Annotated in this window: 13 protein-coding genes and 1 tRNA gene; 11 read left to right on the top strand and 3 right to left on the bottom strand. The window is 70.7% G+C overall.

Features of this window, described 5'->3' with window-relative positions:
- The first annotated feature begins 42 nt into the window (after positions 1 to 42).
- From ACFYST_RS19405 to ACFYST_RS19435, 7 genes are all read left to right on the top strand, one after another.
- Complete coding sequence (locus ACFYST_RS19405; protein WP_073813597.1) at positions 43 to 495, top strand: PaaI family thioesterase; 453 nt, start codon at positions 43 to 45, stop codon at positions 493 to 495.
- Positions 496 to 581: 86 nt separating this feature from the next.
- On the top strand, positions 582 to 1,247 hold the full coding sequence (locus ACFYST_RS19410) for a Tat pathway signal sequence domain protein (protein WP_387645761.1): 666 nt from the start codon (positions 582 to 584) through the stop codon (positions 1,245 to 1,247).
- A gap of 289 nt (positions 1,248 to 1,536) precedes the next feature.
- Positions 1,537 to 2,769 carry an ABC transporter substrate-binding protein gene (locus tag ACFYST_RS19415; RefSeq protein ID WP_387645762.1) on the top strand — a complete coding sequence of 411 codons (1,233 nt, stop codon included), beginning with the start codon at positions 1,537 to 1,539 and terminating at the stop codon, positions 2,767 to 2,769.
- Positions 2,770 to 2,855: 86 nt separating this feature from the next.
- Complete coding sequence (locus tag ACFYST_RS19420; RefSeq protein WP_387645765.1) at positions 2,856 to 3,785, top strand: branched-chain amino acid ABC transporter permease; 930 nt, start codon at positions 2,856 to 2,858, stop codon at positions 3,783 to 3,785.
- 5 nt (positions 3,786 to 3,790) lie between these two features.
- A complete protein-coding gene (locus ACFYST_RS19425) occupies positions 3,791 to 5,737 on the top strand; it encodes a branched-chain amino acid ABC transporter permease (protein WP_387863882.1) in 1,947 nt (648 codons plus the stop codon).
- 5 nt (positions 5,738 to 5,742) lie between these two features.
- On the top strand, positions 5,743 to 6,567 hold the full coding sequence (locus ACFYST_RS19430) for an ABC transporter ATP-binding protein (protein WP_387645993.1): 825 nt from the start codon (positions 5,743 to 5,745) through the stop codon (positions 6,565 to 6,567).
- On the top strand, positions 6,564 to 7,280 hold the full coding sequence (locus tag ACFYST_RS19435; RefSeq protein WP_387863883.1) for an ABC transporter ATP-binding protein: 717 nt from the start codon (positions 6,564 to 6,566) through the stop codon (positions 7,278 to 7,280). The genes ACFYST_RS19430 and ACFYST_RS19435 overlap by 4 nt, the downstream gene beginning before the upstream one ends.
- 65 nt (positions 7,281 to 7,345) lie before the next feature.
- On the opposite strand, the gene ACFYST_RS19440 is transcribed toward ACFYST_RS19435, so the two are convergent.
- The gene (locus ACFYST_RS19440) at positions 7,346 to 7,999 is read right to left on the bottom strand and encodes an ANTAR domain-containing response regulator (protein WP_387645771.1); all 654 of its coding nucleotides are present in this window, start codon (positions 7,997 to 7,999) and stop codon (positions 7,346 to 7,348) included.
- Between the two features lie 98 nt (positions 8,000 to 8,097).
- Here ACFYST_RS19440 and ACFYST_RS19445 point away from each other — a divergent pair.
- A tRNA-Leu gene (locus tag ACFYST_RS19445) sits at positions 8,098 to 8,171 on the top strand.
- A 114-nt stretch (positions 8,172 to 8,285) separates the two neighbouring features.
- Here the strand turns inward: ACFYST_RS19445 and ACFYST_RS19450 are convergent.
- Complete coding sequence (locus ACFYST_RS19450) at positions 8,286 to 9,605, bottom strand: LuxR C-terminal-related transcriptional regulator (protein WP_387863885.1); 1,320 nt, start codon at positions 9,603 to 9,605, stop codon at positions 8,286 to 8,288.
- A 149-nt stretch (positions 9,606 to 9,754) separates the two neighbouring features.
- Between ACFYST_RS19450 and ACFYST_RS19455 the strand changes: the two genes are divergently transcribed.
- Complete coding sequence (locus ACFYST_RS19455; RefSeq protein ID WP_387863886.1) at positions 9,755 to 10,681, top strand: NADP-dependent oxidoreductase; 927 nt, start codon at positions 9,755 to 9,757, stop codon at positions 10,679 to 10,681.
- A 38-nt stretch (positions 10,682 to 10,719) separates the two neighbouring features.
- Here ACFYST_RS19455 and pyk read toward each other — a convergent pair whose 3' ends face one another.
- On the bottom strand, positions 10,720 to 12,147 hold the full coding sequence (gene pyk, locus ACFYST_RS19460; protein WP_387863889.1) for a pyruvate kinase: 1,428 nt from the start codon (positions 12,145 to 12,147) through the stop codon (positions 10,720 to 10,722).
- A 555-nt stretch (positions 12,148 to 12,702) separates the two neighbouring features.
- Between pyk and ACFYST_RS19465 the strand changes: the two genes are divergently transcribed.
- Together ACFYST_RS19465 and ACFYST_RS19470 are read left to right on the top strand one after the other, a co-directional pair.
- Positions 12,703 to 14,538, top strand: a complete 1,836-nt coding sequence (locus tag ACFYST_RS19465; RefSeq protein ID WP_387645781.1) for a bifunctional metallophosphatase/5'-nucleotidase — start codon at positions 12,703 to 12,705, stop codon at positions 14,536 to 14,538.
- Positions 14,539 to 14,682: 144 nt separating this feature from the next.
- The gene (locus ACFYST_RS19470) at positions 14,683 to 15,582 is read left to right on the top strand and encodes a hypothetical protein (RefSeq protein ID WP_387645784.1); all 900 of its coding nucleotides are present in this window, start codon (positions 14,683 to 14,685) and stop codon (positions 15,580 to 15,582) included.
- Positions 15,583 to 15,590: the final 8 nt, after the last annotated feature.

The raw sequence follows: 15,590 nt of genomic DNA on the forward strand, positions 1-15,590 counted from the left end.
ATCGACGCGCACAGACGAAGTGAACCCCCGAACAGGAGCACCATGACCGACGCGGCGCCCGTACTGAACGTGCCCCAGGACGTGCTGGACCACTTCGCGAAGCTGGGGGTGAGCCCGGAGACCTTCTCCGGCGGGCACCTGGGCGAGAAGCTGGGCATCACCATCGTCGAGGCCTCCCCGGACCGGGTGGTGGGCACCATGCCGGTGGAGGGCAACCAGCAGCCGTACGGGCTGCTGCACGGCGGCGCCTCGGCCGCGCTCGCGGAGACCCTGGGGTCGATCGGCGCGATGCTGCACGCCGGCCCGGGCCGCTACGCGGTGGGCGTGGACCTGAACGCCACCCACCACCGCTCGGCCACCTCCGGCCTGGTGACGGGCGTGGCGACGGCGGTGTTCAAGGGCCGCACCGCGGCGACCTACGAGATCGCGGTGACGGACGACACCGGCCGCCGGATCACCAGCTGCCGACTGACCTGCATGCTGCGCGACCTGTAACCCGTAGATCCCCAACTCCCTACGCGCCCCCGGTGTTTGGCCACTCCCCGGTAGGGGAAATCTCGGCTGGACGAGGGGGCGCCGTCATGTCCGCAGAGAGCGAAAGACCGGGCGAACCAGGAGGGTTCCTCGGCCCGGTGGAGCCGGGCGAGGGCACCTGGACACAGTTCAGGAGGAACGCCGACCAGCCGCCACGTCTGCTGAGTCTGCGTCAGAAGTCGCTGGTGGTCGGCCTGTTGCTGGCGCTGGCGCTCGCCCTGACCGTCCGTCACGCGCTGGACCGCTCGGCGGCGGCCGGCCCGGCGCCGTCGGAGCTCGCACTGCCGTTCCCTTCACAGGCCACCCGGTTCGAATACGGCGGCCCGCTGCCGTCCTGGCAGGACTCGTTCGCGCTGTCGCTGACAGTGCACAACACCAGCGCGGGCCCGGTGGACGTGCTGGCGGTGAGCCAGGGCTACCGCGGGCTGTCGGTGGCGGTGGCGGGCTGGCTGCCGCAGACGGTGCCGCCCGGGCAGACGGTCTCGCTGCGGGTCGGCCTGCGGGTGACGGACTGCTCGGCCGCCCCGGCGGACGCCGGAATGCCCTTCCTCGACGTCACGCTGCGTAACACGCGTGCCATCGAGACCCAGAGCGAGATCCTGGGCGACTCGTACGCCCGCGACCTGTCCACCGCCCTGCACGCCACCTGCGACAGTCCCGATAATCGGACGCCGACGACCAGCCCGACCGACCCGGACAAACCTGTTCGATAAGCGGAGTTCCCAAGCCTGAACAGGGAGTTGAGAACCCTCACCGTTCACTCCTCGGAGTGGGGCCCGGAATCGAGGGCTCCACCTGGGATTTTTCGACCGCGCACAGAGATCAACTTCCGGCGTGGTCATAACAAGAGAATCACAGCCTCTCTCGCCCCTCTGCCCGAGCCGCCGCGCCCGGTCTAGAGTCACGCCCAGTCACCGTCTGTCCGATTTTCGGGCTCGGTCGACGCGTTCCGGCACCGCCAGCCCTGTGCGCGTGTCTTCCGTCCAGAAGGAGACCCCCGTCGTGCGAAAGAGCTCACTTCTTGTCGTGACCATTGCAGTTACCGGAGCGCTCACCCTCTCGGCCTGTGGCTCGCGCGGTGACAAGTCCACGGAGGGCGGGAAGGCCGGCGGCACCACCAAGGTGGTCATCGGTGTGGACGCCCCGATCAGCGGCAAGCTGTCCGCGCTGGGCCTGGGCATCAGGAACTCGGCCGAACTCGCCACCAAGAAGGCCAACAAGGACAACCTGGTCCCCGGCGTCACCTTCTCCATCGAGGCCAAGGACGACCAGGCCAACCCGACCTCCGGCAAGCAGAACGCCACCGCCCTGGTCGACATGAAGGACGTCATCGGCGTGGTCGGCCCGCTGAACTCCAGCGTCTCGCAGACCATGCAGAAGGTCTTCAACGACGCCAAGCTGACCCAGGTCTCCCCGGCCAACACCAGCCCCGAGCTGTCGCTCGGCCCGGACTGGGGCAGCAGCAAGTTCACCCGCCCGTACGCCTCGTACTTCCGCACCGCCACCACCGACGTGGTGCAGGGCAAGTACGCCGCCCAGTACCTGTTCACCGAGGCGAAGAAGACCAAGGTCTACGTCATCGACGACAAGAAGACCTACGGCGCGGGCCTGGCGGCCATCTTCCAGGAGGAGTTCAAGAAGCTCGGCGGCACCGTGGCCGGCACCGACCACATCAACCCGGACGACAAGGACTTCTCCGCGGTCGCCACCAAGGTCGCCGCCTCCGGCGCCGACTCGGTGTACTACGGCGGCGAGTACCCGGAGGCCGGCCCGCTCTCCGACCAGATCAAGAAGGCCGGCGCGAAGATCCCGCTGATGGGCGGCGACGGCATCTTCGACGCCGAGTTCATCAAGCTCTCCAACAACAACAGCGACGGCGACCTGGCCACCTCGGTCGGTGCCCCGGTGGAGGAGCTGCCCTCCGCCAAGGCCTTCATCTCCGACTACTCGGCCGCCGGCTACAAGGACGCGTACTCCGCGTACGGCGGCTACTCGTACGACGCCGCGTGGTCGCTCATCGAGGCCGTCAAGGCCGCGGTCGAGCACAACGGCGGCAAGGTGCCCAGCGACCTGCGCACCAAGGTGCTGGCCGAGATGGCCAAGGTGAACTTCTCCGGCGTCACCGGCCAGGTCTCCTTCGACCAGTACGGCGACACCACGAACAAGCAGCTCACCGTCTACAGCGTCAAGGGCGGGGAGTGGAAGGCGGTCAAGAGCGGTACCTACACCGGCTGATTCCGCACCGCACCAGCCGATGTCCGGCGGGGGGCGCCACAAGTGCCCCCCGCCTCCTCATACCCCCCTATCCACGGAGGCCCGCGGTGCACGAACTGCCGCAAAACCTGGCCAACGGACTGATGCTCGGCCTGATGTACGGCCTGATCGCCATCGGGTACACGATGGTCTACGGCATCGTCCAACTCATCAACTTCGCCCACGGCGAGATCTTCATGATCGGCGGCTTCGGGGCACTGACCGCCTACGCCGCGCTGCCGCACGGCACTTCGCTCTGGCTGGCACTGCCGGTCATGATCCTGGGCGGCGTGATCGCCTCCGTGCTCACCGCCACCGCGGCCGAGCGGTTCGCCTACCGGCCGCTGCGGACCGCGCCCCGGCTGGCCCCGCTGATCACCGCGATCGGCCTGTCCATCGCGCTGCAGCAGGTGGTCTGGGCGTTCTACCCGGGAGCCAAGAAGGCCATCTCCTTCCCGCAGTTCGAGGGCGCCAACGTCAGCCTCGGCCTGTTCCACCTGCAGCGCAACGACCTGTTCCTGCTGGCCGCGGCGCCGCTGTGCATGCTGATCCTGGCCTCGTTCGTGCGCTTCACCCGCACCGGCCGGGCCATGCAGGCCACCGCGCAGGACCCGGACACCGCGAAGCTGATGGGCATCAACACCGACCGGATCATCGTGATCGCCTTCGCACTGGGCGCGGCCTTCGCCGCGGTCGCGGCCGTGGCGCACGGTCTGCGGTACGGCCAGGTCGACTTCATGATGGGCTTCCTGGCCGGTCTGAAGGCCTTCACCGCCGCCGTGCTGGGCGGCATCGGCAACATCTACGGCGCGATGCTCGGCGGGCTGGTCCTCGGCGTCGCCGAATCGCTGGCCACCGCGTACATCCAGAACGTCCCCGGCATGCACCAGCTCGGCGGCGGCGCCTGGGCCAACGTGTGGGCGTTCGTCCTGCTGATCGTCGTGCTGCTGGTCAGGCCACAGGGCCTGCTCGGCGAGCGCGTCGCGGATCGGGCGTGAACACCATGAAAGCAACTTCCCACGAGACCGAGCCCGTTCTGCCGCTGCCCGGCACCGCGGCGCTCGCCGCTGCGGTGGCCGGCGGGGTGCTGGCCGCCGCGTCGGCGGCGATGTCCTGGACCTGGACCGACCGGTTCCCCGGCGACCTCACCTACTACGGTTCCCCGGCCGGCCTGCAGTGGCTGGCACTGGCCGGCGGCCTGCTGACCGCGCTGCTGGCGCTCGCCGCCCGCGGGCTGAAGGGCCTGCGCTGGCTGAGCCCGTCCGGCAGCCACAACGGCGTGCTGTTCGCCGCCCTCGGCACCCTCGCGGTGTGCTGGTACTCGGTGATCGCGATCTCCGTCGAGCTGGACGGCCTGGTCAACCTCGACCCGGGCGGCTGGGTCGCCGCGGTCGGCTCGCTGCTCGCCGTGGTCGGCGCGCTCGGCCTGCCGCTGGACCGCCGCCGCACCGTCAAGCAGGCCCCCGTCGCCTGGTGGTGGTACCTGGTCGCGGGTGTCGCGCTGGTGCTGCGGGTCGGCTTCGGCCAGGGCTGGGCGCTGAACGCCGTTCCGCCCGGGATCCGGCCGATCTTCAGCGAGAACCTGTGGTTCTTCGTCGCGGTGCCGGTCGTGATCCTCGGCTTCCGGCTCTGGCAGCTGCTGGACGCCTGGCTGCGGATCGGCCGGATCGAGCGCCCGCTGCCCGCCGCCCGCGCGCTGCCGTCCTGGGCGGAGATCCTGGTGATCACCGCGGTGTTCGCGCTCGGCCTGGGCGTGGTCGAGTTCGGCATCTCCACCGAGTACGGCGAGCTGTTCATCGGCTTCCTGCTGCTCGCGGTCTTCGCCACCGCCGCCCTGCTGGCCAGTGGCGCGGTCGGCCGGCTGAGCGAACTGACCACCCGGCACCGCGCGGTGACCACCGGCGCGGCGTTCGCCGCCGCGGGCGCGTTCCCGTTCACCCAGAGCAGCGAGACGTACGTGCTGATCGGGGCGAACATCCTGATCTTCGCCACGGTGGCGCTCGGCCTGAACGTGGTGGTCGGCCTGGCCGGTCTGCTGGACCTCGGCTACGTGGCCTTCCTCGGCGTCGGCGCCTACGCGGCCGCGCTGGTCTCCGGTTCGCCGTACTCGGTGTTCCGCGGCCTGCACCTGCCGTTCCCGCTCGCGGTGCTGATCGGCGCGCTGGCCGCGCTGGTGTTCGGCGTGGTGATCGGCGCCCCGACGCTGCGGCTGCGCGGCGACTACCTGGCGATCGTCACGCTCGGCTTCGGTGAGATCTTCCGGATCGCCATGAACAACCTGGACGGCCGCTCCGGCCCGAGCCTGACCAACGGCCCGAACGGCGTAGCGGCGATCCCCGACGTCAACCTGTTCGGCTTCGACTTCGGTCAGCCGCACGACTTCGGCTTCGTCCAGCTCGGCAAGTTCGGCAACTACCTGCTGCTGATGCTGGTGGTCACCGCGATCGTCGTGGTGGTGTTCGGCCGGGTCGCCAACTCCCGGATCGGCCGCGCCTGGGTGGCGATCCGCGAGGACGAGACGGCGGCCGAGGCGATGGGCATCAACGGCTTCCGGGTGAAGCTGATCGCCTTCGCGCTGGGCGCCACCCTGGCCGGCCTGGCCGGCGCGGTGCAGGCGCACGTGGCGGGCGCGGTCTCCCCCGACCAGTACCAGTTCGCCGGGCCGGTCCCGCCGAACTCGGCGTTCCTGCTGGCCGCGGTGATCCTCGGCGGCATGGGCACCATCAGCGGTCCGCTGGTCGGCGCGGCGCTGCTGTTCCTGATCCCGGCGAAGCTCCAGTTCCTGCAGTCCTACCAGCTGCTGGCGTTCGGCGTCGCGCTGATCCTGCTGATGCGCTTCCGCCCCGAGGGGCTGATCGCCAACCGCCGGCAGAAGTTGGAGTTCCACGAGGCCGAGCTGCCCGCGCAGGGCGGCCCGACCGACGACGCACTCTCGAAGGCAGGGGCGTGAGCACCATGACCACCGACACCGCGCCCGCCGCGCCGCTCGCCGAACCCGTGCTGACCGCCAGCAACGTGGTGATGCGCTTCGGCGGCCTGACCGCCGTCAACCAGGTCAACCTGACGGTCCGCCAGGGCGAGATCGTCGGCCTGATCGGCCCGAACGGCGCCGGCAAGACCACCTTCTTCAACTGCCTGACCGGGCTGTACGTCCCGACCGCGGGCACCGTCATGTACAAGGGCAAGGTGCTGCCGCCCAAGCCGCACCTGGTCACCCAGGCGGGCATCGCCCGGACCTTCCAGAACATCCGGCTGTTCTCCAACATGACGGTGCTGGAGAACGTCCTGGTGGGCCGGCACACCCGCACCAAGGAGGGCCTGTTCTCGGCGATCGTCCGCGGCCCCGGCTACCGGCGGGCCGAGGCCGAGAGCCGCGAACGGGCCATGGAACTGCTGGAGTTCTGCGGCCTGGCCGCGAAGTCCGAGCACCTGGCCCGCAACCTGCCCTACGGCGAGCAGCGCAAGCTGGAGATCGCCCGGGCGCTGGCCTCCGAGCCCGGGCTGCTGCTGCTGGACGAGCCGACCGCGGGCATGAACCCGCAGGAGACCCGGGCCGCCGAGGAGCTGGTGTTCGCGATCCGGGACCTCGGCATCGCGATCCTGGTGATCGAGCACGACATGAAGTTCATCTTCAACCTGTGCGACCGCACGGCGGTGCTGGTGCAGGGCCAGAAGATCGTCGAGGGCGACCGGGAGACCGTCCAGAACGACGAGCGGGTCGTCACCGCCTACCTGGGTGCCCCGCTCGAAGACACCACCGCAACGGAGGCCGACCAGTGACCGCTCTGCTGGAGGTCGAGGACCTTCGCGTCGCCTACGGAAAGATCGAGGCCGTCAAGGGCATCAGCTTCACCGTCGAAAAGGGCGAGGTCACCACCCTGATCGGCACCAACGGCGCCGGCAAGACCACCACCCTGCGCACCCTGTCCGGCCTGCTCCGGCCGACCGCGGGCAGGATCACCTTCCAGGGCGAGCCGATCGACACCGTGCCCGCGCACAGGATCGTCGCCCTGGGCCTGGCCCACTCCCCCGAGGGCCGGCACATCTTCCCCCGGATGACCATCGAGGAGAACCTGCTGCTCGGCGCGTTCCTGCGCCGCGACCAGGCGGGCATCACGGAGGACGTGGAACGGGCCTGCACGCTGTTCCCGATCCTCGCCGAACGACGGAAGCAGGCCGCCGGCACGCTCTCCGGCGGCGAGCAGCAGATGCTGGCGATGGGCCGGGCGCTGATGTCCCGTCCGAAGCTGCTGATGCTGGACGAGCCGTCGATGGGCCTGTCGCCGCTGATGATGCAGAAGATCATGGCGACCATCGTCGAGCTGCGCGCCACCGGCACCACCATCCTGCTGGTGGAGCAGAACGCGCAGGCCGCGCTGTCGCTCTCGGACCGCGCGTACGTGATGACCACCGGCGAGATCACCCTCTCCGGCACGGGCGCGGAACTGCTCCGCGACGACACGGTGCGCCGCTCGTACCTGGGCGAGGACTGACCCTCCGTCAGCAAGGTGCCCGCCGTCGGACCTCCGACGGCGGGCACCTCGGCGTTCGGGTGGGCTCAGCCCTCGGTGGCCTCGGCCTGCTTGCGGTCCTGGGCGGCGCCCTCCTCGATCACGGCCTCGGCGACGGCGGCCATGGTCATCCGGCGGTCCATCGAGGTCTTCTGGATCCAGCGGAACGCGGCGGGCTCGTTCAGTCCGAACTTGGTCTGCAGCACGCTCTTCGCCCGGTCGACCAGCTTGCGGGTCTCCAGGCGCTGCGAGAGGTCCGCGATCTCCTGCTCCAGGGTGCGCATCTCGGTGTAGCGCGAGACCGCCATCTCGATCGCCGGCACCAGGTCGCTCTTGCTGAACGGCTTCACGATGTACGCCATCGCGCCGGCGTCGCGCGCCCGGTCGACCAGTTCGCGCTGCGAGAAGGCGGTGAGCATCAGCACCGGGGCCAGGTGCTGCTCGTGGATCCGCTCGGCGGCGGACAGACCGTCCAGCACCGGCATCTTGACGTCCAGGATGGCCAGGTCGGGCCTGAGCTCCTCGACCAACCGGAGCGCCGTCGCACCGTCACCAGCCTCACCGACGACGGTGTAGCCCTCCTCCTCCAGCATCTCCTTGAGGTCGAGGCGGATCAGCGCCTCGTCCTCGGCGATGACGATTCGGGTGATCTGGGGCAAGTCGGTGTCAAGCGGCTGGGCCTGCTCGTCGGCGGTGCTCACGGGGCTCCTCGGTCCGGCGGGGTGCTGCATGCACGAGCCTACCCAGACACGGTATGTTTGGTTCACCACGGTGGGGGGTTTGACCTTCTAACCGTTGGGCCCCGATAGCCCAATCGGCAGAGGCAACGGTCTCAAACACCGTCCGGTGTGGGTTCGAATCCCACTCGGGGCACTTTCTCTTCGATTCCAAGGTCACCGGCCTTGGAGTGTGCGCCGCCGCGGTGATCCTCACCACGGCGGCGTCGCTGTTTTTGCGGACCGACCGTCTCACCCAGCGAGACAGCCCCTAGGACGCCAGGTGCAGTCCGCCGGGCAGGCCGGCCCGGTGGGCGAGGGCGGCGGCCTCGCCGCGGGAGGTGACCGCGAGTTTGGCCAGGATGTTGGCGACGTGGAACTTCACCGTGGACTCGCTGATGTGCAGCGCGGCGGCGATGTCCCGGTTGCGGCGGCCCCGGGCGAGCTGGTCGAGGACTTCCAACTCGCGGGCCTGAAGGCCGTCCAGCGGGCCGCCGGCCGCGGCGGGTTCGGGCAGCGCGAGCGGCAGGTCCACGGTGACGGTGGCGCCCCAGCCGGGGACGGCCTCGACGGTGCTGCGGCCGCCCAGCGCGGCGATCCGCTCCGCGGTGCGGTGCACGCCCAGCGCGTCGGCCGCCAGCACGCCGAGGCCGTCGCCGCGCACCACCGCGCGCAGGATCGCGTCCGGAGTGAACTGCCAACTGACGTGCAGCCGCGCGGGCTTCTCCTGGTCGAGCATCACCAGCACGGCGGCCCGGACGGCGTCCCGCGCGGTGTGCGCCAGGTCGGCGGGGACGGAGCGGGCGGCGTCGGCCGGAGGTGCGACGTCGAGGCGGATCCGGGTGTGACGCAGCAGCGGGCGCAGTTCGCGGGCCAGCCGGGCGAACGCGGCGTCGGCGGGTTCCTCGCTGAGGGTGCGGTCCAGGTCGGCGGAGCGGCGCACGTCGAGCAGGGCGGTGACGGCGAGTTCGGTGGCGGCGCGGCGGGCGGCGGCGTCGTCCAGGTCGGCGGAGCGCAGCGGGGCGAGGATGGCGGTGAGCGCGGCGCTGTGGGCGCCGGTGGATTTGGCGATGGCCCAGGCGCGGGCGTTGGCGGAGACCCGGGAGACGGCGGCCTGGGCGGGGGCGGCGTCGGTGGCGCGGTGTTCGGAGTGGGCGACGAGCAGGTCCCACAGTGGTTGCAGGATCTCCAGCGCGTCCGTCGCGAGCGGCCGGTCGTCCGGCCGGACCAGCACCAGGACGGCGCCCTTGCCGGCGCCCGGCGTGGTGGTGACCACCACCAACGGCCGCTCGGCCCCGGCGAGTTGGGCCTTCCCCTGCCAGGGGCGGCCGGGCCCGGCCTCGGTCAGGGCGCGCTCGCCGAGCCGGGAGATCACCAGGCTGCCGAAGGCGTCGGCGAACTCCGGCGGCCCGACGGTGTTCGCCGGCGAGTACGCGCAGACGCCGCTGAGCTGGGCGGCCGCGACGTGCGGGACCAGCGGTTCGAGCACCTCGGACAGCCGCGCCAGCAGGCCGGGGCGGGGTTCGCGCAGCACCTCGACGACGCGGGCCAGCGCGTCCTGCGGGCGGGCCCAGGGGGCGGTCTCGTCCATACCCGTCAGCCTAGTTCGGGCGCCGCGTGACGGCCCTGGCTTTTCGGCCAGGTCGAACTGGCCGAAAGGCTGGCCGGGCAGTGCTTGCCGCGGGACCAGGATGGAACTCGTCGGAGCAACCAATTCCCCTCGATTCCAAGGACATTGCCATGACCAAGGCCATTGCTTTCGCACAGTACGGCGACCCGGACGTGCTGCGCCCGATCGACCTCGACCTGCCGGTGCCGGGTCCGCGCCAGGTGCGGGTCGCGATCCGTGCGGTGGGCGTCAACCCGCTGGACCACAAGCTGCGCAGCGGCATGCTGGACGGTTTCTTCCCGATCTCCTTCCCGTGGGTGCCGGGCCACGAGGTGGCGGGCGTGGTGGAGGCCGTCGGCGCGGAGGTGACCGAGTTCGCCGTCGGGGACGAGGTGTTCGGTTCGGTGCACGGTGGCGGTTACGCCGAACACGCCCTGGTGGACGCCGAGTTGCTGGCCCGCAAGCCGGCCTCGCTGAGCTGGGCGGAGGCGGCGGCGCTGCCGGTGGCGGCGGAGACCTCCGAGCGGATCCTCGGCGTGCTGGGTGTGCGGCCGGGCGAGACGCTGCTGGTGCACGGCGCGGCCGGCGGTGTCGGCACGCTGCTGCTGCAGTTCGCCCGGGCCCGCGGCATCACCGTGGTGGGCACCGCGAGCGAGGCCAACCACGAGTACCTGCGGTCGCTGGGCGCGATCCCGGTGGCGTACGGCGAGGGTCTGGCCGAGCGGGTGCGGGCGGCGGCCCCGGGCGGGGTGGACCGGGCGCTGGACGCGTCCGGGAAGGCCGACGAGGTGCCGGTGTCGATCGAACTGACCGGCAGCACGGACCGGGTGCTGACCATCACCTCGCCGATGGCCGGGCAGCAGCACGGCGTCCGTTTCACCGGCGGCGACGAGGTCGAGCAGTACCACCCGCGGGCGTTCGCGGCCGCGCTGGCGCTGCACGGGGCGGGCACCCTGGTGCTGCCGATCCACCGGGTGCTGCCGCTCGCGGACGCGGCCGAGGCGCACCGGATCAGCGAGCACGGCCACCTGCGCGGCAAGATCGTCCTGACGGTCTGACACGAAGGGCCGCCCTCCGGGGGGCGGCCCTTGCGCCGTCAGTTGTCCAGCTCGCCCACGTGGTGCACCCGCACCAGGTTGGTGGAGCCGGCCAGGCCGGGCGGGGAGCCGGCGGTGATCACCACGATGTCGCCGCGCTCGCAGCGGCCCAGGCCGATCAGTTGGGCGTCGACCTGGGCGACCATCTCGTCGGTGGTGGTGACGTACGGGCCGAGGAAGGTCTCCACGCCCCAGGTGAGCGCCAACTGGCTGCGCACGGCGGGCTCGTAGGTGAACGCCAGGACCGGGATCGGCGAGCGGTAGCGGGTCAGCCGGCGGGCGGTGTCGCCGCTCTGGGTGAACGCGATCAGGTACTTGGCGTCCAGGAAGTCGCCGATCTCGGCGGCGGCCCGGGCGACCGCGCCGCCCTGGGTGCGCGGCTTGCCCTTCCCGGTGAGCGGCGGCAGCCCGGCGGCCAGCACGTCGGACTCGACGGCCTCGACGATCCGGGCCATGGTCCTGACCGTCTCCACCGGGTACTTGCCGACCGAGGTCTCGCCGGACAGCATCAGCGCGTCGGTGCCGTCGAGCACCGCGTTGGCGACGTCGGACGCCTCGGCGCGGGTCGGCCGGGAGGCGTTGATCATCGAGTCCAGCATCTGGGTGGCGACGATCACCGGCTTGGCGTTGCGCTTGGCCAGCTTGATCGCCCGCTTCTGGACGATCGGCACCTGCTCCATCGGGAGTTCGACGCCGAGGTCGCCGCGGGCGACCATCAGACCGTCGAAGGCGTCCACGATGGAATCCAGGTTGTCCACCGCCTGCGGCTTCTCGATCTTGGCGATGACCGGGATCCGGCGGCCCTCCTCGGCCATCACCCGGTGCACCTCCTCGACGTCCTTCCCGCTGCGCACGAACGACAGCGCGATGATGTCGGCGCCGGTCCGCAGTGCCCAGCGCAGGTCTTCGACGTCCTTGTCGGAGAGCGCGGGCACGGAGACGGCGACTCCGGGCAGGTTGAGGCCCTTGTGGTCGGAGACCAGGCCTCCTTCGATGACGATGCAGTGCACCCGGGGGCCCTCGACGTGGGTGACCTCCAGGCAGACCCGGCCGTCGTCGACCAGGATCCGCTCGCCGCGCGACACGTCGGCGGCCAGGCCCTTGTACGTGGTGCCGCAGATGTCCCGGTCGCCGGGGACGTCGTCGATGGTGATGGTGAACTCGTCGCCGCGTTCCAGCAGCACGGGGCCGTCGGCGAAGGTGCTCAGCCGGATCTTCGGGCCCTGCAGGTCGGCGAGCACCCCGACGCTGCGGCCTGTCTCGTCCGAGGCCTTGCGGACCCGGTGGTAACGCTCCTCGTGCTCCGCGTGGGAGCCGTGGCTGAGATTCAGTCGGGCGATGTCCATGCCGGCGTCGACCAGGGCCTTGATCTGGTCGTACGAGTCTGCGGCAGGCCCGAGAGTACAGACGATTTTTGCTCGGCGCATGGCTCCGAAACTATGGCATTACCGAGCCGTAACAACGCGCTTCCGGCCAATCCTCCCATGACAGTTGGCGAAAGATTCGTTGACATCTTCCACCGGCCGGAACCGGTGACCGCCGGCCCTCGCGAGCCGGGCTTTCCGCTTCGCAGCCGACTGCCGACCCGGGGTCACCGGCTGCGGGACGGAGCACCGCCCATCGGTCTCACCTCAGCTCCACAGACCTGACTTCCCGCCGGCCCGGCGGCAGGCGCCGGTCGGCTTGTTTTCGCCGACCGGACGCACCGTCGTGCGTACCCCTCCGGCCTGCACGACCGGCGGCCAGAACCGGGTGAATTCCCACGCCTTCACTTGACGCACAGTCGTGCGGGCGGATGGGGCGGTGTCACGGGTGAGTTGCCCAGATCTCACCTGTTGGAAAGCTCGCGGGGCTGGTACCGGAGGCGAGAAGAGGGCAGACTGCCACACGCGTTTTCTACGCGCGTCGCGGCAGGTGGCGGGGGGTCAGCCGTCCCGCCGCCATGCCCGCCTGACGGCCCGTACGCCCGACTTGGAGTCTTGATGTCCCTGAACCGCCGTGACTTCGTCACCCGCTCCGCCGCCACCGCGGCCGGTGCCGCCCTGGCCGGCGGCCTGACCGCCGCCGTGGCCACCCCCGCCGCCGCGGCGGACCAGAACCAGGACGAGTTCCGCGGCCGGGGCCCCGTCCCGTTCAAGGCGAGCTTCACCGTGATGGGCACCACCGACCTGCACGGCCACGTCTTCAACTGGGAGTACTTCACCGACTCCGAGTTCGACGACAAGGCCCACAACGACGTCGGCCTGGCCAAGGTCTCCACCCTGGTCGAGCAGGTCCGCGCCGAGAAGGGCCGCGGCCACACCCTGCTGATCGACGCCGGCGACACCATCCAGGGCACCCAGCTGTCCTACTACTACGCCCGGGTCGAGCCGATCACCGGCAAGCGCGCCCCGGTCCACCCGATGGCCGCCGCGATGAACGCCATGGGCTACGACGCCGCCGCGCTCGGCAACCACGAGTTCAACTACGGCATCCCGCTGCTGCGCGCCTACCAGGACCAGCTGGACTTCCCGCTGCTCGGCGCCAACGCGCTGAACGCCAAGGACGACAAGCCGGCCTTCCCGCCCTACGTGATCCGCGAGCTGCACCTCGGCCACGGCCGCCCGATCCGGGTCGGCATCCTCGGCCTCACCAACCCGGGCATCGCGATCTGGGACAAGGCCAACGTCCAGGGCAAGCTGACCTTCCCGGGCATCCCCGAGGTCGCCGCCAAGTGGGTGCCGAAGCTGCGCGCCGCCGGCGCCGACGTGGTCGTGGTCTCCGCGCACACCGGCGTCGACGACCCGTCCTCCTGGGGCGACCAGCTGCCCTACGCGGAGAACGCGGGCGCCGCGATGGCCGCCACCGTCCCGGGCATCGACGCGGTGCTGGTGGGCCACGCCCACAAGGAGATCGCGCAGCGGATCGTGGTCAACACCCAGACCGGCAAGAACGTCGTGCTGTCCGAGCCGCTGTGCTGGGGCGAGCGCCTGACCTGCTTCGACTTCGAGGTCGAGTTCGCCCGCGGCCACTGGACCGTCACCGGCGTCACCTCGCGACTGCTGAACTCCAACACCGTCGCCGAGGACCAGAAGATCGTCAAGCTGGTCGACGCCCAGCACAAGAAGGTCGTCGCGTACGTCAACCAGGTCATCGGCACCTGCAAGGAGAGCCTCTCCATCGCCGAGTCCCGGTTCAAGGACACCCCGATCATCGACCTGATCGGCCGCGTCCAGGCCGACGCCGTGCGCACCGCGCTGGCCGGCGGCCAGTACGCGAGCCTGCCGGTGATCGCCCAGACCGCGCCGTTCAACCGCACCGCGGTCATCCCGGCCGGGGAGGTCAAGCTGCGCGACGCGGCCGGCCTGTACATCTACGAGAACACCCTGGAGGCCCGGATCCTGACGGGCGCCCAGATCAAGGACTACCTGGAGTACTCCGCCAAGTACTTCGCCCAGGTCGCCCCGGGCGCGCCGATCAACCTGGACACCCTGACCAACCAGGCCAACAACACGCCCGACTACAACTACGACTCGCTCTACGGCGTCAGCTACGACATCGACATCGCGCAGCCCGTCGGCAGCCGCATCGTCAACCTGTCGTACCAGGGCAAGCCGGTCGACCCGACCGCGCAGTTCGTCCTCGCCGTCAACAACTACCGGGCCAACGGCGGCGGCAACTTCCCGCACGTCGCCAAGGCGCAGCAGGTGTGGGCGAACTCCGAGGAGATCCGCAACACCATGATCGCCTGGGTGAAGGCCAAGGGCGTCATCGACCCGGCCGACTTCTACGGCCAGTCCGGCTGGCGCCTGGTCCGCGCCGGCGTGCCGGTCTTCTAAGTCCCGCTCGCGCAGGGGCCGTTCGGACAATCGTCCGGACGGCCCCGGTCGCGGTCTCCGGAACCGTTGTGCCCCTTGGTCCGTCCAACTCACAATCGAGGCACGGACATTGAGGGGGCAATGGACATGCGCGGACGGATCGCAATGACGACAGTGGCAGTGGCGCTGCTGCTCGGCGGGTGCACGGGCAACTCGGGGACGCCGACACCGGGAAGCAGCCCGAAGGCGGCACCCAGGCCGAGCCTGATCACGGCCGGACCGGAGGTGCGCCCCGCCACCGGCGAGGCGGCCGAGCGGGCGGCGGAACTGACCGCTGCCTGGCCCGGCTCGCCCACCCAACAGGTCTGGGAACACGGCTACTTCCCGACCGAGGACTCCACCGTGTGGATGCCCGAGGGGGCGTTCCACAGCGACGACGACAAGGCCGCCTACTACTCCCACCACTTCGACCTGAAGACCACGCTGCCGGTGGCCGTGTCCGGCACCGCCGAGGTCCGGTTCGCGGACGGCTCCCGGCTGACCCTGCCGCAGCGCACCGCACAGGCCGTCCTCGACTCACTGACCGAACACAGCAACCCCTGCCCCGCCCAGTGCTACCGGTTGGCCGTCACCGCCGTCCAGCCCGGCACCACCACCGTGGCCACCAGTCGCGGCCAAGCGACCATCCCGGTATGGGAGTTCACCATCACCGGCTACGACCACCCGTTCCGCTACCCCGCCGTCCTCCCCCAGGCCCAGGCCGGTCCGGCGCCCGGATCCGACACCGACCCCGCGACCACCTGGCTGCGCAAGGCCTCCCCCGACGGCCTGGTCCTCACCGCCTCGGTGCCGCACGGCAGTTGCGACACCGTCCTGCCCGGAGAGGTCCACGAGACCGACCAGGCCGTCGTCCTGATCGGCCGCACCACCCCGGACAAGTCCGACGGGCCGTGCACCGCCATCCTGCTCTCCACCGCGGTCGAGTTCCGACTCTCCCGCCCCCTCGGCCTCCGCCCCGTCCTCGGCCTCGGCGACGGCCTCCCGCAGACCGTGGCAGCGCACTAGCCTGACCG

The organism is Kitasatospora sp. NPDC004614, assembly GCF_042873675.1.
In the GTDB taxonomy this organism is placed as follows: Bacteria; Actinomycetota; Actinomycetes; order Streptomycetales; family Streptomycetaceae; genus Kitasatospora.

What these genes read in the sequence shown, in the direction of transcription:
- ACFYST_RS19405 (WP_073813597.1), top strand. Translation starts at nt 43, where the DNA reads ATGACCGACGCGGCGCCCGTACTGAACGTGCCCCAGGACGTGCTGGAC.
- ACFYST_RS19410 (WP_387645761.1), top strand. Translation starts at nt 582, where the DNA reads ATGTCCGCAGAGAGCGAAAGACCGGGCGAACCAGGAGGGTTCCTCGGC.
- ACFYST_RS19425 (WP_387863882.1), top strand. Translation starts at nt 3,791, where the DNA reads ATGAAAGCAACTTCCCACGAGACCGAGCCCGTTCTGCCGCTGCCCGGC.
- ACFYST_RS19430 (WP_387645993.1), top strand. Translation starts at nt 5,743, where the DNA reads ATGACCACCGACACCGCGCCCGCCGCGCCGCTCGCCGAACCCGTGCTG.
- ACFYST_RS19450 (WP_387863885.1), bottom strand. Translation starts at nt 9,605, where the DNA reads ATGGACGAGACCGCCCCCTGGGCCCGCCCGCAGGACGCGCTGGCCCGC.
- ACFYST_RS19455 (WP_387863886.1), top strand. Translation starts at nt 9,755, where the DNA reads ATGACCAAGGCCATTGCTTTCGCACAGTACGGCGACCCGGACGTGCTG.
- pyk (WP_387863889.1), bottom strand. Translation starts at nt 12,147, where the DNA reads ATGCGCCGAGCAAAAATCGTCTGTACTCTCGGGCCTGCCGCAGACTCG.
- ACFYST_RS19465 (WP_387645781.1), top strand. Translation starts at nt 12,703, where the DNA reads ATGTCCCTGAACCGCCGTGACTTCGTCACCCGCTCCGCCGCCACCGCG.
- ACFYST_RS19470 (WP_387645784.1), top strand. Translation starts at nt 14,683, where the DNA reads ATGACGACAGTGGCAGTGGCGCTGCTGCTCGGCGGGTGCACGGGCAAC.